The organism is Syntrophomonas palmitatica JCM 14374, assembly GCF_001311885.1.
Classification (GTDB): Bacteria; Bacillota; Syntrophomonadia; order Syntrophomonadales; family Syntrophomonadaceae; genus Syntrophomonas_A; species Syntrophomonas_A palmitatica.
On the sequence record NZ_BBCE01000005.1, the window covers coordinates 49,486 to 71,153 of the forward strand.

21 protein-coding genes and 2 pseudogenes are annotated in these 21,668 nt (G+C 43.2%); all 23 read left to right on the forward strand.

Annotation, left to right across the window (positions count from 1 at the left end):
- The first annotated feature begins 37 nt into the window (after positions 1 to 37).
- The 23 genes and pseudogenes from flgK (at position 38) to JCM14374_RS04155 (ending at position 21,604) form a co-directional block, all read left to right on the forward strand.
- Complete coding sequence (gene flgK, locus JCM14374_RS04060; protein ID WP_054693815.1) at positions 38 to 2,578, forward strand: flagellar hook-associated protein FlgK; 2,541 nt, start codon at positions 38 to 40, stop codon at positions 2,576 to 2,578.
- 36 nt (positions 2,579 to 2,614) lie between these two features.
- Positions 2,615 to 3,196 carry a flagellar hook-associated protein FlgL gene (gene flgL / locus JCM14374_RS04065; RefSeq protein WP_054693819.1) on the forward strand — a complete coding sequence of 194 codons (582 nt, stop codon included), beginning with the start codon at positions 2,615 to 2,617 and terminating at the stop codon, positions 3,194 to 3,196.
- Between the two features lie 212 nt (positions 3,197 to 3,408).
- Positions 3,409 to 4,686: a flagellin gene (locus tag JCM14374_RS04070; protein ID WP_054693822.1), complete on the forward strand. Its 1,278-nt coding sequence runs from the start codon at positions 3,409 to 3,411 to the stop codon at positions 4,684 to 4,686.
- A 25-nt stretch (positions 4,687 to 4,711) separates the two neighbouring features.
- Positions 4,712 to 5,269, forward strand: a complete 558-nt coding sequence (locus JCM14374_RS04075) for a DUF6470 family protein (RefSeq protein ID WP_054693825.1) — start codon at positions 4,712 to 4,714, stop codon at positions 5,267 to 5,269.
- A 23-nt stretch (positions 5,270 to 5,292) separates the two neighbouring features.
- The gene (gene fliW, locus JCM14374_RS04080; protein ID WP_054693828.1) at positions 5,293 to 5,760 is read left to right on the forward strand and encodes a flagellar assembly protein FliW; all 468 of its coding nucleotides are present in this window, start codon (positions 5,293 to 5,295) and stop codon (positions 5,758 to 5,760) included.
- A gap of 3 nt (positions 5,761 to 5,763) precedes the next feature.
- On the forward strand, positions 5,764 to 6,009 hold the full coding sequence (gene csrA / locus JCM14374_RS04085; protein WP_054693832.1) for a carbon storage regulator CsrA: 246 nt from the start codon (positions 5,764 to 5,766) through the stop codon (positions 6,007 to 6,009).
- 33 nt (positions 6,010 to 6,042) lie between these two features.
- On the forward strand, positions 6,043 to 7,995 hold the full coding sequence (fliD, locus tag JCM14374_RS04090) for a flagellar filament capping protein FliD (protein ID WP_054693835.1): 1,953 nt from the start codon (positions 6,043 to 6,045) through the stop codon (positions 7,993 to 7,995).
- 356 nt (positions 7,996 to 8,351) lie between these two features.
- Positions 8,352 to 8,791: pseudogene (locus JCM14374_RS13990) on the forward strand (flagellin N-terminal helical domain-containing protein); the annotation flags it as partial.
- A gap of 1,380 nt (positions 8,792 to 10,171) precedes the next feature.
- Positions 10,172 to 10,423, forward strand: a pseudogene (locus tag JCM14374_RS14445) (flagellin); the annotation flags it as partial.
- A 260-nt stretch (positions 10,424 to 10,683) separates the two neighbouring features.
- Positions 10,684 to 10,947 carry a DUF8042 domain-containing protein gene (locus JCM14374_RS04100; protein ID WP_054693841.1) on the forward strand — a complete coding sequence of 88 codons (264 nt, stop codon included), beginning with the start codon at positions 10,684 to 10,686 and terminating at the stop codon, positions 10,945 to 10,947.
- A gap of 12 nt (positions 10,948 to 10,959) precedes the next feature.
- Complete coding sequence (locus JCM14374_RS04105; protein ID WP_054693843.1) at positions 10,960 to 12,825, forward strand: motility associated factor glycosyltransferase family protein; 1,866 nt, start codon at positions 10,960 to 10,962, stop codon at positions 12,823 to 12,825.
- A gap of 46 nt (positions 12,826 to 12,871) precedes the next feature.
- The gene (locus JCM14374_RS04110) at positions 12,872 to 13,495 is read left to right on the forward strand and encodes a pseudaminic acid biosynthesis-associated methylase (protein ID WP_054693846.1); all 624 of its coding nucleotides are present in this window, start codon (positions 12,872 to 12,874) and stop codon (positions 13,493 to 13,495) included.
- 2 nt (positions 13,496 to 13,497) lie between these two features.
- Positions 13,498 to 14,649, forward strand: coding sequence for an N-acetyl sugar amidotransferase (locus JCM14374_RS04115; RefSeq protein WP_083453854.1), 1,152 nt, complete (start codon positions 13,498 to 13,500; stop codon positions 14,647 to 14,649).
- Positions 14,650 to 14,686: 37 nt separating this feature from the next.
- The gene (hisH, locus tag JCM14374_RS04120) at positions 14,687 to 15,301 is read left to right on the forward strand and encodes an imidazole glycerol phosphate synthase subunit HisH (protein ID WP_054693849.1); all 615 of its coding nucleotides are present in this window, start codon (positions 14,687 to 14,689) and stop codon (positions 15,299 to 15,301) included.
- Between the two features lie 16 nt (positions 15,302 to 15,317).
- The gene (gene hisF / locus JCM14374_RS04125) at positions 15,318 to 16,100 is read left to right on the forward strand and encodes an imidazole glycerol phosphate synthase subunit HisF (protein ID WP_054693852.1); all 783 of its coding nucleotides are present in this window, start codon (positions 15,318 to 15,320) and stop codon (positions 16,098 to 16,100) included.
- A gap of 10 nt (positions 16,101 to 16,110) precedes the next feature.
- Positions 16,111 to 16,530, forward strand: a complete 420-nt coding sequence (locus JCM14374_RS15635; RefSeq protein WP_369397295.1) for a cytidylyltransferase domain-containing protein — start codon at positions 16,111 to 16,113, stop codon at positions 16,528 to 16,530.
- Entirely contained in the window at positions 16,520 to 16,846 is a 327-nt protein-coding gene (locus JCM14374_RS15640; protein WP_369397296.1) for a hypothetical protein, read from the forward strand. Before JCM14374_RS15635 ends, JCM14374_RS15640 begins: the two co-directional genes overlap by 11 nt.
- A 31-nt stretch (positions 16,847 to 16,877) precedes the next feature.
- A complete protein-coding gene (pseH, locus tag JCM14374_RS04135) occupies positions 16,878 to 17,417 on the forward strand; it encodes a UDP-4-amino-4,6-dideoxy-N-acetyl-beta-L-altrosamine N-acetyltransferase (protein WP_242848821.1) in 540 nt (179 codons plus the stop codon).
- Positions 17,418 to 17,449: 32 nt separating this feature from the next.
- Positions 17,450 to 18,184: a cytidylyltransferase domain-containing protein gene (locus JCM14374_RS04140; protein WP_054693860.1), complete on the forward strand. Its 735-nt coding sequence runs from the start codon at positions 17,450 to 17,452 to the stop codon at positions 18,182 to 18,184.
- A 4-nt stretch (positions 18,185 to 18,188) separates the two neighbouring features.
- Complete coding sequence (locus JCM14374_RS04145; protein ID WP_054693863.1) at positions 18,189 to 19,196, forward strand: Gfo/Idh/MocA family protein; 1,008 nt, start codon at positions 18,189 to 18,191, stop codon at positions 19,194 to 19,196.
- Positions 19,168 to 20,313, forward strand: coding sequence for a CDP-glycerol glycerophosphotransferase family protein (locus JCM14374_RS04150; protein WP_054693866.1), 1,146 nt, complete (start codon positions 19,168 to 19,170; stop codon positions 20,311 to 20,313). Before JCM14374_RS04145 ends, JCM14374_RS04150 begins: the two co-directional genes overlap by 29 nt.
- A complete protein-coding gene (locus JCM14374_RS14000) occupies positions 20,301 to 20,594 on the forward strand; it encodes a hypothetical protein (protein ID WP_207641584.1) in 294 nt (97 codons plus the stop codon). The genes JCM14374_RS04150 and JCM14374_RS14000 overlap by 13 nt, the downstream gene beginning before the upstream one ends.
- On the forward strand, positions 20,477 to 21,604 hold the full coding sequence (locus JCM14374_RS04155) for a DegT/DnrJ/EryC1/StrS family aminotransferase (protein WP_207641585.1): 1,128 nt from the start codon (positions 20,477 to 20,479) through the stop codon (positions 21,602 to 21,604). Before JCM14374_RS14000 ends, JCM14374_RS04155 begins: the two co-directional genes overlap by 118 nt.
- The last annotated feature ends 64 nt before the right edge of the window (positions 21,605 to 21,668 follow it).

The following is a 21,668-nucleotide window of genomic DNA, read 5'->3' on the forward strand; positions in this document are numbered from 1 at the left end:
TTTTCTGCGTTTATTACAAAGTTTGGAGTGATTTTGCATGTCGGGTTTTTTTGGAATTGAAATAGGAAAACGTTCAATAATAATGAGCCAGGCGGCGCTGAATATTACCGGGCACAACACCGCCAATGCCAGCACGCCGGGTTACTCGCTGCAGGTGCCGGACATTGTGACTACGAATCCCTATCATGCCCCGGTATTAATCAATGGCAATAGACTAGGTCAATTCGGCACCGGAGTCGATATCGCTAAAATACAAAGAATGAGGGATTCTTTCCTTGACAGTCAAATCAGAGATGAAAATAAGGTAGCAGGCTACTGGAAACAGATGGAAGATACCCTTGCCAAATTGGAAGTGGTGGTAAATGAACCTTCGGATAACGGCTTGAGGTCAGTGATGGATAAGTTTTGGCAGTCATGGCAGGATCTTTCCAAAAACGCCGAAAGCCAGTCGGATAGAGGCGTAGTAGCCCAAAGGGGTGCGGCGTTAGCTGAAACCTTCAGGCATACATATAAGCAACTGGTTGACCTGCGGGACGATGTTAATGCTTCAATAAAAATAAAAGTCAGCGAAGTCAACACCATAGCTTTGAACATAGCTGATCTTAATAAACAGATATTAGCTATCAGTATATCCGGAAAACAGCCCAATGACCTTTTAGATAAGCGTGATCTGCTGATAGACCAGTTGAGCCAGTTAGCAGATGTTAAAGTATATGACCAGGCAAATAACATGATAGAAGTGCAGCTGGGAAACCGCATGCTGGTGAGGGGGGTTGATACCAACTCCTTAGATACTGTCAGTGACGACAATGGTATGTATATGGTGGTTTGGAAGGATACTCAGGTTGCAGCTCAGTTTAAAAGCGGCGAATTAAGAGGACTTTTGGATGCCAGAGGCAAAACGGATTTAATCGATGAAAGCGAACCTTCTCCATATAAAGAAATTATCCCTAACATGATTCGAGATCTGAATACCCTGGCCAAAACCCTCATAGTAAAGATAAATGAAGTTCACCGGGGAGGCTACAGCCTTAATAATCGCGGGGCGAATCCTGACGGCACGGATTTTTTCGTAATGCCCGGCACTGATCCGGATGAATTCGAAAACTGGGCCGAAATAATGACTGTCAACCCCACAATATTAAACGATGTGAAAAATATTGCCGCAGCCCAGCACCGGACCTGGGAAAAGGACGCTAACGGAGAGGACAAACGGATTAATTTCGGTGATGGGAAAAATGCCCTGAGCATATCCGAGTTAAAACATGATCTGAATGTCCAGCAATATAAAGTTAAGACGGAAGGACTAAAGATAGTTTTCGATCCGGCAGACCCACTATCGCATGATCCGCTGGTTTTTAATATTGATGCCGGAAGCGGGGTACAGACTATCACCCTTGATCCCCCGGCGAATTTTAAAGACATGAGAGAAATAGTGGAAAAACTGCAAGCGGAACTTGACAAGAAGGAAATGCCGGTTAAGGTTAAGTGCGAAGGTACTGGCAGCGGCAACAGCACTGAGCTGGTATTCTATTCCACCAGCCGGACCTCATTGGAGGTTATTTTGAACAACACTGGCATAAATGATCTGGCGGCCACAAAATTGCAGAATGGTGAATATTGTATTACTGCCAATTCTGCAGCAGCAGCTAGCACCAGTGTTATAAGGCCCGTACAGCAATACCTGCGTTTGGGGGCCAGCGGCATATTCGACCGGGCGCAGTTTCAGGTTAACGGTACTACACCTGCTGATGTCAATGCTTCAATCCAGCTTGAAGTGGCTGCGGTGGATTATACCACCAACCTGGTAACATATAAATACACCTCGCATGAATACGCCAAAGACGGTACCTATAATTACCGCGAGGGCAGCTTTACCCTGGTTTTCGGGGGGCCATATAATACGACTGTAAATGACATCGGATCATTAGACCTGGATATTACCGGGCTTTCAACCAGCGATATCAGGAACCTCAGGGTGGGCGACAAGGCGGTTTTGAACCTGACTGCCGCCGCGGCTGTGGGCGACCAGCAGCTTGATATAGCCTATGATTACGACGATCATGCCGGCACCGCAGCTGATCCCGGAGCCTGCTGCCAGCGTTTTGTTTTTGATTCTTTAGCATTAAATGGGCAAACAGCCAAATCCATGCATTTCTATACTATCAACGCAAACGCATTAAGCGAATACTACGGCCAGTCATACAACGGTTATATTGATATTACTACCGGGGTTTTAACTAATACCGGCATTGCCGCTTATCTTTCCTATTATGATCCGGCCGCTATGGAAACGTTTATGGTTGAACAGGCCACTACCGATGATTTCTGGCGTACGGTTACCGCCGGAATTGGTGTCAACAGCCAGGAGGCCCAGCGCATGGTCAAGAACCAGGAAATGGTTTTAAATGAACTGGAAACCAAGCGTCAATCGATTTCGGGGGTTTCCATGGATGAGGAAATGACCAATATGATTAAATACCAGCATGTCTATTCGGCCGGAGCTCGTTTTATCACCACCATTGACGAACAGATAGATCTGGTAGTAAACCGCATGGGCCTGGTGGGCCGTGGCTAAAATATAACTTGATTATGGATTCTTTGGAGGGTTTTTATGCGCATTACCAATGGAATGATGGTTAACAACCTTAAACGAGACTTGAATTATAATATGATACGATTGGCCGAATACCAGAAATATTTGTCAACCGGCCGTATTCTTAACCGTCCTTCTGATAATCCCTCAGGTACGGTTACATCCTTGCGGCTGCGCACCACTTTAAAAGAAGGAGAGCAGTACCTGGCCAATATAAATGAAGCCACCAGTTTTATGCAAACCACCGATTCCGCTATGAACAACATCAATGAGATAATTCAAAAAATACGTGAACTTACCGTAAAAGCCGCTACCGGCACCAATGATCCCGATGCTCATAACGCTATTGCCAAGGAAATTAACGAGCTTAAAGACCAGCTTAAGATAATAGCCAACACTACTTATGGCAGCAAATATATTTTCGGAGGCACCAATGTTACGGAGATTCCATATGAAAACGGCATGTGGTACGGCAATGAAGATTCGCTTGAAGTAGAGATAGGGGTTGGAGTAAGAACTTCACTCAACGTAGCCGAGATGAAGGGCTTTTTTATGGGGAGATTGAATCATCAAAAAAGATTGAGGCCGCCTCAGGCATAAGCAATATCTCCGCCCAGAACCTAAAAGAAGGGGAATACACGCTGCGCACCGAACTGGGCAACTATGTTAATTCTACTATCAATGAAGCGCAGAGCTACCTCAGAGCCGTACCCAGAAACAAAAGTTTCTTTTATGAGAATGCCAGCACCCCGGCTACACTGAGGGTAGGTACGGCGGTTGGAACTACTGATTCTGCCTATAGCGGGTCGCTGGTGGTAGAAGTCACGAAAGTAGATCAGGCTCCTCATTTTATTCTGCAAGAGGGCAGTAATGCGGGGGGAGGTTTCTTCGCCATCGATAAACCCCTGTATTATAGATCCGCTGATGGTTCGCTGGTTCCGATAGGCGACAATGTAGATTTAACCGCAAATTTTACTTATACCAGTACCGGCGCCGGTCATTTAAACGGAGCGGTTTACAGCAATGATGGCAAGGGAAATATAAGGATTACCTTTAATACTGCTGACCCTGGCCCCCCGCCAACACCGACAGCGGTGACAGGAGATACTCTTACCTGGAATAACAGCGGGGCAATGGGCAAGCTGTATGATGAGGCCGGCAATGAATTTATTCCCGGCACCGCTACTTTTGACGGCACTAACTGGCAGTATTACGGGACGTCCTACGTTACAGCCAATATTAAGGGACATATATATACCCCTAACGGCAACCACCGGGAAATAAATTTAATGAATTATAAGATTAACGTAGAGGCGGGTATTAATGCGGGGCCGCCTGATGACCGGGAAATCTTTCACATAAATGGCGCCGACATTGATCCTGCTTTTACTGATAATTTAGTGGTTTGGAATGGCGGGACCAAAGCCCTGGGCGGAATTGATATGAGAACGCCTGCTTTACAAGCAGGAGACAAAACGGTCTTATCCTTTGGGGCTGCTGTGCCTGCAGTCGGAAACAATGCGCAGAGAATAGAAATTGATTATAATTTTAAAAATATCGATGGTAAACTGGTGGGCAACGGTTCTCATACCTTTACCTTTGCCCCGGGGACCATGGACAACAGAACCAGGGATATAAAGTTTTTTACCATGGATCAGGAAACCGGGGTTGTGCAGGACGGAACCATGACTTTTAAAACCAACACCCTGGGTACTGCCAATACACCTCCCAATGTAGCCGCCAAATTTGATTATGAGGAGGGGCTCTTCGGCTTTGTGGAAGAATTGGCCGGTACAATAGACACCGGGCGTCTGCCGCAGGTAGGCAACAAGCTGGTAGGCATAGACTCCAGGCTGAAGGAGTTATTATACTACCGTTCTACCGTAGGGGCTAGAATCAACCGTCTGGACCTGCAGGAAAACCGCCTTAAATACGCTGAAGAGTCGCTCACTGATCTCCTGTCTAAGACGGAAGATGCCGATCAGGCCAAGGTAATAATGGAATTAAAGATGCAGGAAAATGTTTTTAATTCGTCGCTGGCGGCGGGTGCCCGGATTATACAGCCAACCCTGATGGATTTTCTGCGTTGATCTGATAGTTAAGGGGTGAACAACTGTGCTGTTGGTGAAGATTCATCAGCAATTTGCCCAGATTGGGCTGAATATTAAAGAACCGCGGCTCAATCTGCGCAGCACACTGCCCAGGATTGAGATAGAATCAAAACCGGCTGAGCTGAGCCTGGTTTCACCGCGGCCTAAAATACACATAGACCAGCGCCAGTGTTTTGCCGATGCCGGGCTCAGGTCTCCGGAAACATTAACCGACTACCTGGTGGGGCAAGCCTGGTCAGATTTTTATTCGGCCTTAGCCCAAAGAAGCTCTGAAGGCGATGAGCTGGCAAGGATTAAAGGCTCGTCTTTAGGGGATCTGGCTGTCAGCCGCACAAGAAACTATAAGAACTTTGACGCCAAAGCCGTACCCCAGCAGCCGCCTAAAATTAGCTTTGAGACCTATCCCGTGCAGGGGGAATATCAGCCCGGAGAGATAAACCTGCGCCTGCTGTCCGGAAATGTCCAGAGTAATTTAGATTGGGGCAAAGTCGAAATTTATTTGCGGCAAAAGAATTTTATCAGATTTGAGTTTGCCGGTAATGTGGTTAACCTGGTCGCGTAATAATCCTCGAAGGGAGCAAACCTATGAAAATAGATACCGTTTTATTAGGGGAAATAGAGGTTGAAGAACAATTCATTATTGATTTTCCTGAAGGCATACCTGCATTCGAGGAGGAAAAGAGATTTATACTGCTGCCCATGGGAGAAGCTGGACCTTTTTATTACCTGCAGGCGGTCGACAATAAAGAATTATGCCTGCTTCTGGCCGATCCTTTCGCTTTCTTTACCGATTATGAAGTATCCATACCTGATGAGGAATTAGCAAAATTAAACCTGGAATCAGAAAACCGTTTGTTTGTTTACACCGTGGTAACATTACCCGATGATTTTAAACTGGCAACAACCAACCTTATGGCTCCCATAATAATTGACCCTGACAACAGAAAAGGCATGCAGTATGTTCCCGCTAAATCAAAGTATTCTACACGGCACATGTTATTCGCTAAAAGCCGGGAACAAAACCTGGCCGCCAGTGCCGGGGAAGGACGCTAGCCTATGCTGGTTTTAAGCCGCAAAAAAGGACAAAAAATTGTAGTCGGGGATAATATTGCAATCGATATTATAGACATACAGGGTGATGTAGTAAGAATAGGGATTACAGCGCCATCAGAGATCAAAATATTTCGCGGCGAAATTTACGAAGAAATTCAGGCAGAAAACCGCAAAGCCATGGAAAACCTGACACGATTAAAAGATAATCTGCCCGGTTTGCTGGACTACAACAAACCCGACAAACAATAAGGGTTTTACCGTAATGTCAAGGAGGGAAGCAAAATGGCAACGAGAATAAGCGGATTGGCCAGCGGTATGGACATAGACAGCATTGTAAAAAAGATGGTGTCCTCCCAACAAGCCAAGATCGACAAAGATAAACAGAAGATTCAGATATTGGAATGGCAGCAGGAGAGCTACCGGGAAACTAACCTGAAGCTGTTGGCTTTACGCAATACCATATCAGACCTGAAACTGCCTTCCACCTTTACAGGCAAGACAACCACCAGCAGTAATGAAAGTGTTTTAAAAGCCACCGCAACATCCGAAGCCAGCAACGGAACGTATATTGTCAAGGTAAATTCTCTTTATTCCGGAGTCAACCGCATTAGCACCACACAACTGCCTGAATATAAGACTACCCTGGCAGAGCAGTTCGGAATCACCGGTACAATTAGTTTTACCTTAAGAGGCAAAGATGGTGTCGACAAGGTTTACAGCTTTGACACTACCGCCAGGAACCTGAATGATGTGGTAAATGCTATAAATGCCAATGCCTCAACCAGCGGCATAACTGCCGGATATTCTTCCGATGGAAACCGTTTTGTGCTCGCTACGGCTGATAAGGGCGAAGAAGCTGTAATTAACCTGGTGGCTGATGGCGATTCATTTATTAAGACTACTTTGCAGCTGGGTATGGATGTGGGCTCATATACGGGAACCAATGCTTCGATAGATTTTGAAGGGGCTGCCGGTATAGAATTCGAGTCTAACCAGTTTACGCTTAACGGCATAAACTTTACCCTGCTTCAAGCCGGTCAAACCGCGGCGGTGACTGTAAGCAACGATATTGACACCGCCGTCCAAAAAATCACCAAGTTTGTTGAAGCCTACAATGCGGTGATGGAGAATATAAATACCAAATTGCATGAAAGCCGAGCCTATGATAAGACCAATCACACTTACAAGTATTTGCCGCTTACAGACGCCCAGAGAGAAGAAATGACTGAAACCCAGATAACCAAATGGGAAGCCCAGGCAAAAAAGGGATTAATGAAACAAGAATATATACTGCAATCACTGGCTAGCAATCTTAGAATGGTATTTAACGGCATAATGAAAAATAATGAGAATATCGTTATAAAGTCGGGAGTCACTCTCACCAGCAAATCGGCAATAAACTCATATGCCGCTACATTGGCTTCCCAGTTTGGCATTACCGGAACCAAAAGTTTTTCCCTCAAAGGGACCGATGGAGTGACACGTAATTACAGCTTTGATACCGCCGCTCAAAGTATGAATGACGTGGTTAATGCCATAAACGCCGATACATCTGCGAGCGGTATAACAGCAGTTTATTCCACCGCCAGCAATACATTCAGCCTGGCAACAGTCGATAATACGCAAAACGCCAGCCTCGAAATAGTCAGTGACGGCGATTTATTCTTAAAAGACACACTGAAATTGGGAGTGAATGCGGGGATAATTCGCCCGGCTACCAATATATTATCCGGTGATAACGTTAATTACTTGACTTACCGGAGCCTGAGTTCCATTGGTCTAGAAACCACCTCATACAGCAGTGCCAGCAATGACAACGGAAAAGTGACCATAACTGAATCTACCCTGCGAGCGGCCCTGCAAAACGATGCCAGCGGTGTTATGAAGTTATTTAACATGACCCAGACGTTGCTGGTTGAAAACGCAGATGGCACACAGAGTCAGAAGACGTATAATGTTGGCATCGGGTTATTAACCTATGATGCCCTGACCAAGGATATCAGTCTTATAAACAGCAAAGCCGGTTCCGGGGATGTGCTGTATGATAACAGTTATATAAGCCAGGCTATACTTCGTCTTGAGGAAAGCGTTTCGGAACAGCAAGAACGCCTGAAAAAACTTGAGGATCGTTACTATGCCCAGTTTACCGCTATGGAAAAAGCCATACAGAAGGCCAATGCACAGAGTGCCTGGTTGTCGCAGCAATTAGGGCAGAGCAGCAACAGTTCCAGTTAAACGGTTTGTAACAAAGCAACGTATAAATGAAATGAGACGGTAAAAGCCGTCTCTTATTTTTTTGCGAACTAGCCATAATCAATGAAATGAAAAGATTTAGTGAATATTCACGATAAAAAACAGCAATTATCAGCCTTTTCGGAGTTGAATTTATTTTTGCTCGATAACGATAAAAAACCTAGCTACCCTAATGGCTCCCGCCGCTTTCAGAATAGAATAAGAAATTTCTTGTTCTTAAAAAGTGGGGAGGAGGTGTTTAGTCTAAAGGTCGATACTAAACGACTCGGCGGCCCCGGCGTAGCAAATAAATGGCCCCGCAGGGAAGCGGGAGCTTAAATTACAAGGAGGTAGATTTAATGATTATTAACCACAACATACCAGCTCTGAATACCTATAACAAACTGATCATCAACAATCAGGCATGGCCAAGGCTCTGGAGAAACTGTCCTCCGGCCTGCGCATCAACCGCGCGGCTGACGATGCCGCCGGACTGGCCATATCTGAGAAGATGAGATCCCAGATCAGAGGTCTGGACCAGGCCAGCCGTAACGCCATGGACGGCATTTCTTTCATTCAGACGGCTGAAGGCGCTCTGAATGAGACTCACGCCATCCTGCAGCGTATGCGTGAACTGGCGGTACAGGCGGCCAACGGCACCTACACCTCGCAGGACCGCACTCAGATTCAGAAGGAAATCGACCAGTTAACTTCTGAAATCGACCGTATTGCCGGAACCACCCAGTTCAACACCAAGAACCTTTTGGATGGCACCAGCTCGGCTTTGACCTCTACTGACCTTATTTCCACCCGTGTTTTCATGCGTGACGGTCTGCGCCAGCTTGACCAGTTCGGGCAGAAGGCTCCCGGCGGCGGCAACTATGAACTGAAAATTACCGCCACACCTGGTGACGGAGAAATTCAAAAAACTGATATCATGAGGATAAAACACGAGACAGTTACGGTAAGCGGCGGAACATCAGCATATACCGCTTTAACCGGAAATGGCGCCAGCGGTTTGTCCTTTGCGGTCCAGCAGAATTTTACCGGTCCCAGCGGAGTATTACTGACCGGTGTACAGATTGATTTCGCGATTGATACGGCAGGAGCTGCTACCTTTGCGGTATCCGGTTCAGTGACCGGCGGAACCGCTATTATCAGCGTAACCTTGATACAGGGCGCCAGTGGCACAGCTCAGAGCGGTATAATGCAAACTACAGTACAACAAGTATATGACGGCATTATGGCGCTGAAACTGGCTGATACAGGCAGCGGCATGAGCGGTGTCAATGTAAGCTATTTTATGGATATGAGACTGGAAAATGCCAGCGCCAGCTTCTCCGGGTTAGGAACCGGGCTCGCGGCCTCTTTGAGTCAAACCGGTTTCCAGGCCACTAAGATTGAACGTGTAGGAGAAATTGCCCTGGCTACTACCAAGCTCTATGATATCCAGGAGTTCTGGGATAGTTCCGGAAACTTTATATTACAGAATCCCCAGACCATTAACCTGGTGCAGGGCGATGGAAAGAAAACTTATATAACCCTTTACGACACCGATACCATACAGAACGTAACCGACAAACTAAACAATGCCATCTATAACGGGCTTGACCAGAAGTATGTAGTTGATTCCTCGGTTGATCCCAAGAGCTTCGTAAGCTACGATCCATGGGGTGTTCTGACCTCAGGTCTCCAGGTAGTTCCAGGAACCATGGTTGTTCGTTCCTCAATCTCCGGCAATGACGGCAAAATCACGTTTATTGCTGATGATCCCATACTCAGAGCTTTCAGTTTGCAGACAATTCAGAAGGCTACCGAGACCCAGTTCAAAGTCAGCGTATATGAGGCTCACAGTCAGGTTCTTCTGGCTAAAGACGTACAAATTTCCGGCAACAACCTTATTGGCGTAGTCCACAAGGATGTTGACGTACAATTTGCCTCTAATACCGGAGTAAGGGTTACCTGGGACAATACCAACAAGAAGTTTGTAATGTCTGGCTTAGCTACTGCCAGCTCCACCTTTATCCACATTTCTGACAACACCACTGTATTCCATATTGGCGCTAATCAGAAACAGGATATCGGCGTAGGCATCGGCGATATGAGTTCTCGTGCTCTGGGCGTGAACAACATCCTGGTGACCAGCAACGAACAGGCCAATATAGCTATTGGGAAACTGGATATCGCTATTAACCGGGTATCAACCGAAAGAGCTAAGCTCGGCGCCATTCAAAACAGGTTAGAACATACCATTAATAACCTGAATGTAACCTCTGAAAACCTGAGCGCATCCGAATCCCGTATCCGCGATGTCGACATGGCCAAAGAGATGATGAACTTCACTCGTTACAATATCCTGCAGCAGGCTGCTACAGCCATGCTGGCCCAGGCCAACCAAATGCCGCAGACAGTATTGCAGCTGCTCAGATAATCATTCAGGTAAATTTATCAATTGTAGCGGAGAATATTTCTCCGCTACAATTTTTATATACAGAAAATAGTAAGGAAAAAATTAAAACCTGTTTTTTTATTTTTTTTGACCTAACCTGAATCATTGATATTTAGAGATATCGTGATAATTTATGAAGAATTTGTGATTATCCTGGCTAAATACAAGTGAATTTTTTTGTTAAGAAAAACGATGTAAATAATATCAGGCTGAGAAATCTTTTTAAAAAAGGGGTTTAGACAGTGAACCTGAATGAAATGTTAAACAGGATTTATGAAACCATATATTCTTATGAAGTTCAGGATATACCGCTGCAAGTGGTGGACTTTTTTAATGAACTTATTGAGAAACAGGCTATCAATATTAATGATATATATCAGGTACAAACATATAATCGCCTGATGAAAAACAGTTTGGAAGCCATGCAGAACATGGACTATCTTTTGCTTGCGGATATTTTGGAATATGAATTGAAGCCCATATTTGGCTTAGGAAATAAAAATTGAGGTATCGATTGTATGGATTTTTGGGTAAGAAACAGTAATCTTCTGAAGAAATATTATCCTGAATTTTACCAAAGGGTGATATTAAGAGATTTTTATTGCCCGGATATGAATATTACAGATGAGGCAAATGGCAATCTGCGTATAAGTAAGGCGTCATGTAATTGTTTCCTCCACAGCAGCTATAACATTGAACGCGAGATGGAACAAATGTTTAAGGGAATAAGCGATGATCCCAATCAAACTATAATAATTTTTGGTCTGGGTTTGGGTTATTGCCTGGACTATATTCGTCAACACCGCGTAAAATACCAAACTGTGATAGTGCTGGAGCCATATAATAATATATTCAGAAAACTGCTAGAGAAGAGAGACATCAGCGAATTGCTCAAAATGAAAAGCGTTTCCCTGAATCTTTTTACAAACCCTTTGGAAATTATTCCCCAGTTAATGGGGCAGGTTATGTTGTCGAGGAATATTAATATCTTGTTTCATTTATCGTATCGGAGTTTATTTGAAGATATATTTCAGGAAATGTCTCGCTTGTTTATAAATGAAAAAAGGGTTTTGATGACCAGTACGGCAACAATTGACCATTTTATCAGGGATTGGACGCAAAACCAGATAAAATCCATCGGCCGCAATGATGATAGTTCGTCCATTTTCCATAATCGTTTTGCCGGAGTTCCAGCAATTATTGTGTCCGCAGGACCTTCTTTGGAAAAACGCGTGGAAGAGTTACGGGAAATTAAAGAAAAAGCCTTAATAATTGCTCCGGGTACAGGGGCGAAAATATGCAAGAATCGTGATATTAAGGCACATTTAGGCATGGCCATGGACTCCGATAAAGAGGAAGCTGATTTGTTTGAAGACAGCAATATAAAAATTTTAATCGGTTCTTACCGTTTAAATCCCAAAGTTTATGAAGTTTTTCCCAATCGTATTCTAAGAATGCTATTAAATACTGAAAATATTGCCCGCTATTATCATGAACATAATGAAATTCCGCAAGAGCTGATAAGCGACTTTGCCTCGGTATCATCAACCGCCATATATTTCGCGGTTAAGTTGGGTTGTAATCCTATCATTCTAGTTGGTCAGGATATGTGTTATTATGGGCATCGTACTCACGCGGATGAGGAAGAAAACTCTATAGACGATGCTGTTTCGGCAAGACTAGTGGAGGCCAAGGACATTAATGGGGAAACAGTATATACGGACACACCGTTCCTGGCTTTACAGAGGGATATGGAACTATTAAACCAGGCTATAAAAAGCACTAATAAATTAATTAATGCTTCAGAAGCGGGGTTAGGTATACCAGGAGTTGAAAATATGCGCTTGCGAGATGTATTGGACCGCTATATTTTGCCTTATGACAATGATGTAACGGCAATTATCGAGAGTGCTTTAATGGAATTGGATGCTGCCGATAATGTTAAAAGACCTTCAGCTGAATTGTTCCTAAATCATATGTTGGAGGAATTAAATCGCTTATTAGATATTAATCAAGAAAAGAAACAGGAACTTGACAAACTTAAAGCAATGATTGACAAAGGGCTTAAGAGCAACCGCCTATATGATCAGCTTAAAACGATACGACAAAAGAATGACAATTTGCAAGATAGCCAATTGTATAAAATAGTAGTCATACCTATGTTGGAAAGGTTTATGAGTTTTTTTCAAGCGGGAGTTATGTACGCTTTTAGCAAAAAAAATGAGGATCCCCGAGCCTGGTTGTATTACGAAGGCAATTATTATGATTTAACCAATCGTTATATTAACATGATTAAAACATTAGTTCTCAATGAAATTAATGGAGATGCGGAATCCGGCAGCTTAACGTTTAGCAATAATGCCTTAACCATTAATTTTAAATAAATTACCAAAGGATAACGGCTCAATTCTATGATGAGGTGGAGTAAAGATGCCAGATACTGAACAAGAAATTTTTTGGATGGGTGATTTTGGTGATAAGTATACGGAACGCAATCAGGGTGAACAAATGCTTGCCAGTAATACGGCTCTCTTTGCATCTATACTTGCAAAAACCGGAAAGGTGGAATCAATCCTGGAGTATGGGCCCAACCGGGGAATGAACCTTCTGGCTATTCGCAATTTACTGCCTGTATGCGAATTTTCGGGTGTGGAAATAAATCAGACGGCTGTAGGTGAATTGAAACACTTTTCCTGGATTAAGGTTTATCATGAATCAATGTTGGATTTTAAGCTGGATTACCAGCGTGACCTGGTTTTATCAAAGGGTTTGCTGATACATATTAACCCGAATGAATTAGAACGGGCATATTCAGTGCTGTATGAAAGCAGTCGAAGGTATATTTGTCTGGTTGAATACTATAATCCCAGCCCGGTTGAATTAAAGTATCGAGGATTTGAGGGTAAGTTATTCAAACGTGACTTTGCCGGGGAAATGCTTGATAAATATAAAGATTTATATCTCTGTGATTATGGCTTTGTTTACCATCGTGATAATGTATTCCCACAGGATGATCTAAACTGGTTTTTACTAGAGAAAAGAAAGGGGCAGTAGAGATGATAAGATATTGTAAACGTTGTGTTATGCCGGAAACCAAGCCTGACTTATATATAGATAACGAAGGGGTATGTGACGCTTGCAGAAATTATGAAAAAAGACCCCATGTAGACTGGACCCAACGATACAAGGAATTAAATGAGATTCTGGAACGGTATCGCAATAAATCCGGCAGCAACTGGGATTGCATTGTTCCGGTCAGCGGAGGCAAAGACAGTACCTATCAGGTTATACGCATGCTGCAGTTAGGAATGAACCCTTTATGTGTAACGGCAACAACCTGTGATCTTTCCGACATAGGTCGCCGTAACATCGAAAACATTAAAAAACTGGGAGTGGATTATGTAGAATTTACTACTAATCCCGTTGTACGACGTAAGCTTAACCGGATAGGCCTAACTCAGGTGGGTGATATATCCTGGCCGGAACATGTGAGTATTTTTACTATTCCGGTGCGGGCGGCGGTGCAATTTAATGTGCCCTTGATTATCTGGGGGGAAAACACCCAGGATGAATACGGAGGTCCCGCTGCCGGCAAGGAAAGTAAGGTCCTAGATAGACGTTATTTTGAGGAGTTCTGTGGACTGCTTGGGATGAGGGTTTCTGATATGGCTGGTTTTGAGGGTATTGAACCCAAACATTTGATTCCCTACACTTACCCATCGTATGAAGATATACAACGAGTGGGTGTTACCGGCTTATTTCTGGGTTATTTCCTGCCCTGGGACGGCTATGGCAATGCTTTAATTTCACAGGCTTACGGTTTTAATACTTTAAGTACCACGGTGGAAGGGTCAGTAGTAAATTATGAGAACCTGGATAATTACCAGACCGGTATTCATGATTATTTTAAATTCTTGAAATTTGCGTTTGGCCGGGCTACGGATATTGCGTGTCTGCATATAAGAAGAGGGCGTATATCCAGGGAAGACGGCAAGGAAATGGTGTACAGGCATGACGGGAAATTTCCCTGGACTTACCTGGGTAAACCATTGAAAGACATTCTGGAACCTCTTGATTTATCAGTGGATGAGTTTATTAAGATCTGTGACCGTTTCACAAACAAGAAATTATTTAAGCTTGATGCTCACGGAGAGCTTATTAAGGATAGGCATGGAAATCTGACTAAAATAAACTATGATAATGAATAAGCCGTAGTAACCTTTGTATGTCATTACAGGTGATTATATGAATGTAATAATAATCGACTACGGTATGGGCAATCTGCATTCCATCCGCCGGGCATTGGAGGAATGTGGTGCCAATGCTGTAATTGCTTCTAATCCCGGTGATTTGAGAAACGCCAGTCAAGTTGTACTGCCGGGGGTAGGAGCGTTTGCTGATGCAATGCACAATTTAAATACGCAGGGATGGATACCAGCTATTAAGCAAACGGTAGATGAGGGGGTGCCTCTTCTGGGAATATGCTTAGGAATGCAGCTCTTGGCTGATTGGGGGGATGAAGGCGGGGGATCTCCAGGATTGGGTTTTATTCCCGGAGAGGTGATAAAATTTCAACTGGAAGATTATGCTTTACGCATTCCTCATGTAGGCTGGAATGAGATAGAGATCAATAGAGAGCATCAGCTATTGTGCGGAATTGCTAACCGAACGGATTTTTATTTTGTACACAGCTATCATTTTGTAGCCCGGGAGGAAAAAAATGTACTCACTACTACTTCCTACGGCATCGAATTTGTGTCAGCGGTTGTGAATAAAAACGTAATCGGAGTTCAGTTTCATCCCGAAAAGAGCCAACGTGCCGGTTTTGCTTTTATAAAAAACTTTTTACAGACTATCTAAAAGGTGAACAATATTTATGTTAAAAGTGCGCGTAATTCCCACTTTGTTATGGAAAGATTTCGGCCTTGTCAAGGGGATGGGATTTGATAGTTGGAGACGAGTGGGTGCAGTTTTGCCAGCAGTAAAGATATATAATATGCGTGAAGTAGATGAATTGATTTTATTAGATATCACTGCCACTCATGAAAAACGCCATCCTGATTTCATTTCGATTTCTGAGTTTGCTCAGGAATGTTTCTGCCCGCTTACTGTCGGAGGAGGTATTAGTAATCTGGAAGATGTAAAAAGCCTCCTAAGAGCTGGAGCTGACAAGGTTTGTATTAATTCTGCCGCCTATGAAAATCCATACTTAATAAGTGAAATAGCAGATCGTTTTGGCAGCCAGTGTGTAGTGGTCAGTATTGACGTACAACCAGAAAGGGAAGGACAATATTTTTGTTTTAGTCATAGCGGTACCAGGAATACTGGAGAGGAAGTTCAGGCCTGGGCCAGAAAAGCAGAGGAAATGGGAGCAGGAGAAATCATGATTTGTTCTATTCCTCGGGACGGCACCATGCAAGGATATGATTTAGATCTTATTAAACAGGTTAGTGATTGTACACATATACCGGTAATAGCTTCGGGCGGAGCTGGTAATTACGAAGATCTGTACCAGGCTGTCAGCCAGGGCCATGCTTCAGCGGTAGCTGCGGCAAGTATCTTTCACTTTACGGAGCAAACCCCTTTGGAGGCTAAAAAGTATTTAGCTGAACATGGGGTTATGGTTCGCAATGTAAACCGACAATTGGGTGAATATTAGGGAGGATATCTTGAATACGGTCATTATTGTACAAGCCCGCATGACTTCAAGCCGTTTACCCGGAAAGGTTCTTAAAAAGGTTATGGATAAGACTTTGCTGGAATACCAGATTGAGAGGCTCAGAAGGGTGAGATCAGCGAACGGGCTGGTGGTGGCTACAACCACTAATTCCAGTGATGAACCTATTATTGAGGAATGCGGCCGTCTGGGTATAAATGTTTTTCGCGGTTCGGAGGAAGATGTATTATCCAGGTATTACACGGCTGCCTCAGAATTCGGAGCCAGTGATGTAGTAAGGGTTACTTCCGACTGTCCGTTAATTGATCCAGAAATTATGGATAAGGTAATACAATATTACCAGCAAAACCGCAATAAATTCGATTATGTAAGTAATACTGGAACGGACTTATCCGCGGGGAATGGATACTGAAGTTTTTTCATTCAAGGTACTAAAAGAGGCTTTTCAAGAAGCTAAATCCCAGTCTGAACGGGAACATGTAACTCCGTTTTTCTATCGTAACCCCCACCGTTTTCGTTTAGCCAGTGTCAGATATAATGGTGATGAGAGCAGGCATCGCTGGACCGTAGATACTCAGGAGGATTTTGAACTTATTAGCAATATCATTACCGCGATTTATCCCCAAAATCCCTGCTTCAATATGAATGACACATTAGAATTGCTTCACGAACATTCGGAATGGATTTTAATTAATGCCATGGTTGAACAAAAGAAAACAGATAGTTGAATATACTGTCGGAGGTTATAATTTGCGGTTAATGGACGGCAGTCTAAGGCTCCTGCAAAAAGACGATTTGGACCTGGTTTTAAATTGGCGCAACTCCAAACGTATAAGAGAGAGTATGTTTTCTGATTCCATCATAAGTAAGGAGCAGCACTATAACTGGTTTGAATCATTGTCCCACAATAACAGCATTCATTTGATATTTGAATACTGCCAGCGACCTGCGGGCATATGTAATTTTAAGGAAATTGATCATTTGCATAATAAATGCTTATGGGGGTTCTATTTAGGTGAACCTGATTTACCGCGGGGAACTGGCATATTGTTAGGGTTTCACAGCCTGGAATACGCTTTTGGGATTATGAAGATCCGCAAGCTGTGCAGCCAGGTACTGGCCAATAATGTGACCAGCATGAATTATCATATAAAACTTGGTTTTACTGAAGAAGGGGTTTGGCGAGAACATATAATGAAGAACTCTGAATATATAGATGTAGTTAATCTGGCTCAATTTCATTATGAGTGGCAAATAAAACGAAATGTTATTATTGAAATCCTGGAAAATCAATATTAAACCAATTTTCCTGAAAAGGAGTGAAAACAATCATGAGTATAGGCTGTATTATCGAAGCCCGTATGACTTCTACTCGCCTTCCCGAAAAGGTTTTGCTTGATATTGTCGGAAAGCCTTCTATTCTTAGGCAAATTGAACGTGTCAATCGTTCCCGATATATTGACCTGGTGGTGGTGGCAACAACGGTTAACCCTGAGGATGATCCGCTGGTTGGAGTATTGGAAAAGAATAATATTCAATTTTTCCGCGGAAGTGAAGATGATGTGCTGGGGCGGGTTGCGGCAACAGCTCAAGCTTTTAATATAGATACGGTTGTAGAGATAACTGGAGATTGTCCTCTAGTGGATATTAAGGAAAGCGACCGGGTAATTGAACGGTATCTGGAGGGTTCATATGATCTGGTAAGCAACAATTTATTACGAAGCTATCCCCTGGGTATGGATACTATAGTCATGGATAACCGGGTATTGCAGGAATCAGCTCGCCTGACTGACGACCCGGTGCACAGGGAACATGTGTGCATGTATCTATATGAACATCCCTTTGATTATCGTTTTTCCAATGTTGAAGCTCCGAGGTTTTTGTATGATCCTAAACTGCGCATGACATTAGATACCAGAGAGGATTACGAGTTTATTTCTCGGATTTATGAAGAACTATATCCCCAAAAACCTGATTTTGATTTATATGACATGATGAGGCTGCTGCAGAAGCTGCCGGAATTAAGAAAGATTAACGAAGCAATACATCATAAAAAAGTTAGGTGAAAACATGCCTCAAAAAAATGTATCGCCTGTTTATAATGTCTTAATCATTGGGGGGGGACAAATCGGGGCATTATATGACAACCCGGATTCGCAAAATATTTTAACCCATGCCCATGCCTTTACGGCACACCCAAATTACAGATTGCAGGGATTTGTCGACCAGGACAAGGAAAAGGCTTTGGGGGCTGCCCGTGTTTGGGGGGGTGGGGCGTATACGGATTTGAGCGAAGCCCTGGAAGATTGTCAGCCTGATATAATTTGCCTGGCTTTACCGGATGAACACCATTTTAGTTATCTTCAAATACTGGCCAAACTTGACCTCAAATTGATTTTTACCGAAAAACCATTAACGCAAACAATTGCAGAAGCTGACGAAATTATACGATTATATCAACATTCTTCCATACCAATAGCTGTTAATTATTTACGCCGCTTTATGCCGGAGTTTATTAGTCTGCGGGATCGGATCAGGCGGGGAGAGTTTGGCGATTATGTTACCGGTACCGGTTATTATGGCAAAGGTCTATTTCACAATGGTTCCCATATGCTGGATCTGTTGATATATTTGCTGGGTAATATAACCGGGGGATTGGTTGTTAATCAAGAAAATGACTTCTATGATCATGATCCCAGTGCTTCCGTAATATGGGATCTTGAAAACCAGGGTAAATTTTATATGCAAAATGTTAATTGCCATTTTTTTACCGTCTTTGAAATGGACTTATTTTTTAGGCGAAAGCGCCTGCGCTTTTTGGAATCCGGTTTGCGTATAGAAGAATATGACCTGGCAGATAATCAGGTTTTCTCAGGCTACCGCAGCCTTTCATTAAGTTCTGGATACACGACTTCATTGAACAGAGCCATAGCGTTTGGGGTACAAAACATTTATGAACACCTTACAGATGGTAAGCCGTTGCTTTGTTCCCTAGAAGATGCCTACCGGGTTATGGGAGTATGCGATGCGTTACAGCGAGGGGGAAAATATGAAAAAAATAATGCTGGCAGCATGTGATCCCGGTGGCGCTAATACCTTGATTCCGCTTGTTCCGGTTTTACTGGATAAAGGATATAATATTCTTTTATGCGGCAAAGAGGCTGCGTTACAGCGTTACCGCCAATTTGCATTAGACGCTCGCGCTATTAACGATTTTATGACTACGGCGGAAATAGATAGCTGGGCCACATTTCTATCTGATGAACATCCTGATTTTATCATTACCGGCACCAGCGGAGCTGATTTTACCGAAAGATACTTGTGGAAAGCGGCCGAAAAGAATGGGATAAAATGCATAGCCATTTTGGATCAGTGGATTAATTACGGCATAAGGTTCTCTGCCTTCCGTCCTGATGAAATGAACAAATATGAACAGGATATGCAGCATCCTTATGTACCGGACTACATATTAGTGATGGATCAATACGCCCAGGAGCAGTTAATCCAAGCAGGCATTGATCAGCGCAGAATCAAAGTCAGCGGGCAGCCCTATTTTGATCTCTTAATGGAAGCCAAGCAGCAAATAAACCAATCGGAAGTGAATAATTTTCGAGAGAAAATTGGGATTAAACCCAACGACTTTTTAATCACTTTTATTTCAGAACCGCTTAGTTATGAATATAACCGGAACAAAAACAGTGAGAGTTACCTGGGTTATGATGAAAAATCAATCTGTCTGCAAGTCCTGGAAGCATTAAATATAATAGTTAATGAATCCAAACGAAAAGTGCATTTCTTGATAAAACAACATCCGCGTGAACTTGATAATAATTACGATGCCTTAAGGGATAAGATCACCAGCAGCCTGATGAATATACGTATTGAAAAAAGTTTGGACACGTGGCCTTTGTTATTGGCTTCAGATTTGGTATGCGGAATGTCGTCGATGTTATTGCTGGAAGCAATTATATTAGGGCGGCCAGCTATTAGTGTGCAGATTGGACTTAAAAGGGACAATCCGTTGATTTTAGACCAGCGAGGTATAATGAAGTCTATTCTGCAAGCGGATGATTTGCAACAAAGCCTGCGCAGGATTTTGTTGGGCGGAGAAATACCGGAAGTAAATTGGGTTATTAAACCAGGTGCGGCGAATAAGGTAATTGATTTTATGGAGGGTGTGTTATGCCAAAATTAGCGATAAATGGCGGAGATAAAGTGCGAAAAACCGTATTCCCCGCTTATAAAACCATTGGGTTGGAAGAAGAAAACGCTGTTCATGAGGTTTTGGAATCCGGCATTTTGTCTCGTTTTCTGGGCGTGTGGCATGACGATTTTTATGGCGGCCCGCAGGTTAGAGCTTGGAAAAGGAATGGGCTGAATATTATGGTGTCAAGCATGCGATCGCTGTCAATTCGGCTACATCAGGCCTGTATTGTGCCGCAGGTGCAGCAGGCATTGGCCCTGGGGATGAAGTGATAGTTTCGCCATATACCATGTCCGCTTCAGCGGCAGCAGTGCTGGTATACAATGCAATTCCGGTATTTGCAGATATAGAAGAAGATTATTTTTGCTTAGATCCAAAGTCAATAGAAAAAAAGATTACTCCTCTAACCAAGGCAATAGTAGTAGTAGATATTTTTGGACAACCTTATGATGCTGAAAACATAAATGAGATAGCCCGTAAAAATAACCTGTTAGTTATTGAGGATGCAGCTCAAGCGCCGGGAGCAAAATATAAGGGGAAATTTGCCGGAACACTTGGGGATATCGGGATTTATTCCTTAAATTATCATAAACATATTCACACCGGTGAGGGTGGAGTGGTTGTAACTGATAATGATGAACTGGCTGAAAGAATACGTTTAATCAGGAATCATGCCGAAGCAGTGGTTGAAAACAAAGGATATACTAGTCTGATAAATATGCTTGGCTTTAATTACCGTATGACAGAAATGGAAGCAGCCATTGCTCGTGAGCAGCTTAAGAAACTGGAACTGTTAGTGAGGAAAAGGCAGGAAAACGTAAATTATATATCAGATCAACTTGATAAAATCCCGTGCCTAAAAACGGCACAAATTAGGCCGGGATGTGAACATGCTTTTTATGTGCATGCCTTAAAGTATAAGCAGGAAATAGCCGGAATTTCGAGAGAGGCTTATGTTAGTGCGGTAAAGGCAGAGCTAATGCCTATTGATTTGAGAGAAAAAGAGGGGGTTAACATTGGATGTGGCTATGTTAAACCCTTATACCTGCAGCCAATTTACCAGCGGCAGATAGTATATGGAGACAAGGGCTGTCCTTTTACCTGTTCTTATTATTCAGGACATATAGATTATACGCCTGGTATATGTCCCACCTGCGAAAAGATGCACTATGACGAACTAATTACTCATGAAATGATTCGTCCGCCTATGAACAATAAGGATATGGATGATGTGGTAGAAGCTTTTAAGAAGGTTTGGGAAAATCGTGATGAACTAAAATAGAATAATAAGATTTAGCATAAATCAAATTGTTATTAAAGGTGAAAAAAGTTTATTTAAGGGAGGA

Bases quoted from the DNA above. Each gene is read 5' to 3' on its own strand.
- flgK (WP_054693815.1), top strand. From the start codon at position 38: ATGTCGGGTTTTTTTGGAATTGAAATAGGAAAACGTTCAATAATAATG.
- flgL (WP_054693819.1), top strand. From the start codon at position 2,615: ATGCGCATTACCAATGGAATGATGGTTAACAACCTTAAACGAGACTTG.
- fliW (WP_054693828.1), top strand. From the start codon at position 5,293: ATGAAAATAGATACCGTTTTATTAGGGGAAATAGAGGTTGAAGAACAA.
- csrA (WP_054693832.1), top strand. From the start codon at position 5,764: ATGCTGGTTTTAAGCCGCAAAAAAGGACAAAAAATTGTAGTCGGGGAT.
- fliD (WP_054693835.1), top strand. From the start codon at position 6,043: ATGGCAACGAGAATAAGCGGATTGGCCAGCGGTATGGACATAGACAGC.
- JCM14374_RS04105 (WP_054693843.1), top strand. From the start codon at position 10,960: ATGGATTTTTGGGTAAGAAACAGTAATCTTCTGAAGAAATATTATCCT.
- JCM14374_RS04110 (WP_054693846.1), top strand. From the start codon at position 12,872: ATGCCAGATACTGAACAAGAAATTTTTTGGATGGGTGATTTTGGTGAT.
- JCM14374_RS04115 (WP_083453854.1), top strand. From the start codon at position 13,498: ATGATAAGATATTGTAAACGTTGTGTTATGCCGGAAACCAAGCCTGAC.
- hisH (WP_054693849.1), top strand. From the start codon at position 14,687: ATGAATGTAATAATAATCGACTACGGTATGGGCAATCTGCATTCCATC.
- hisF (WP_054693852.1), top strand. From the start codon at position 15,318: ATGTTAAAAGTGCGCGTAATTCCCACTTTGTTATGGAAAGATTTCGGC.
- JCM14374_RS15640 (WP_369397296.1), top strand. From the start codon at position 16,520: ATGGATACTGAAGTTTTTTCATTCAAGGTACTAAAAGAGGCTTTTCAA.
- pseH (WP_242848821.1), top strand. From the start codon at position 16,878: ATGGACGGCAGTCTAAGGCTCCTGCAAAAAGACGATTTGGACCTGGTT.
- JCM14374_RS04140 (WP_054693860.1), top strand. From the start codon at position 17,450: ATGAGTATAGGCTGTATTATCGAAGCCCGTATGACTTCTACTCGCCTT.
- JCM14374_RS04145 (WP_054693863.1), top strand. From the start codon at position 18,189: ATGCCTCAAAAAAATGTATCGCCTGTTTATAATGTCTTAATCATTGGG.
- JCM14374_RS04150 (WP_054693866.1), top strand. From the start codon at position 19,168: ATGAAAAAAATAATGCTGGCAGCATGTGATCCCGGTGGCGCTAATACC.
- JCM14374_RS14000 (WP_207641584.1), top strand. From the start codon at position 20,301: ATGCCAAAATTAGCGATAAATGGCGGAGATAAAGTGCGAAAAACCGTA.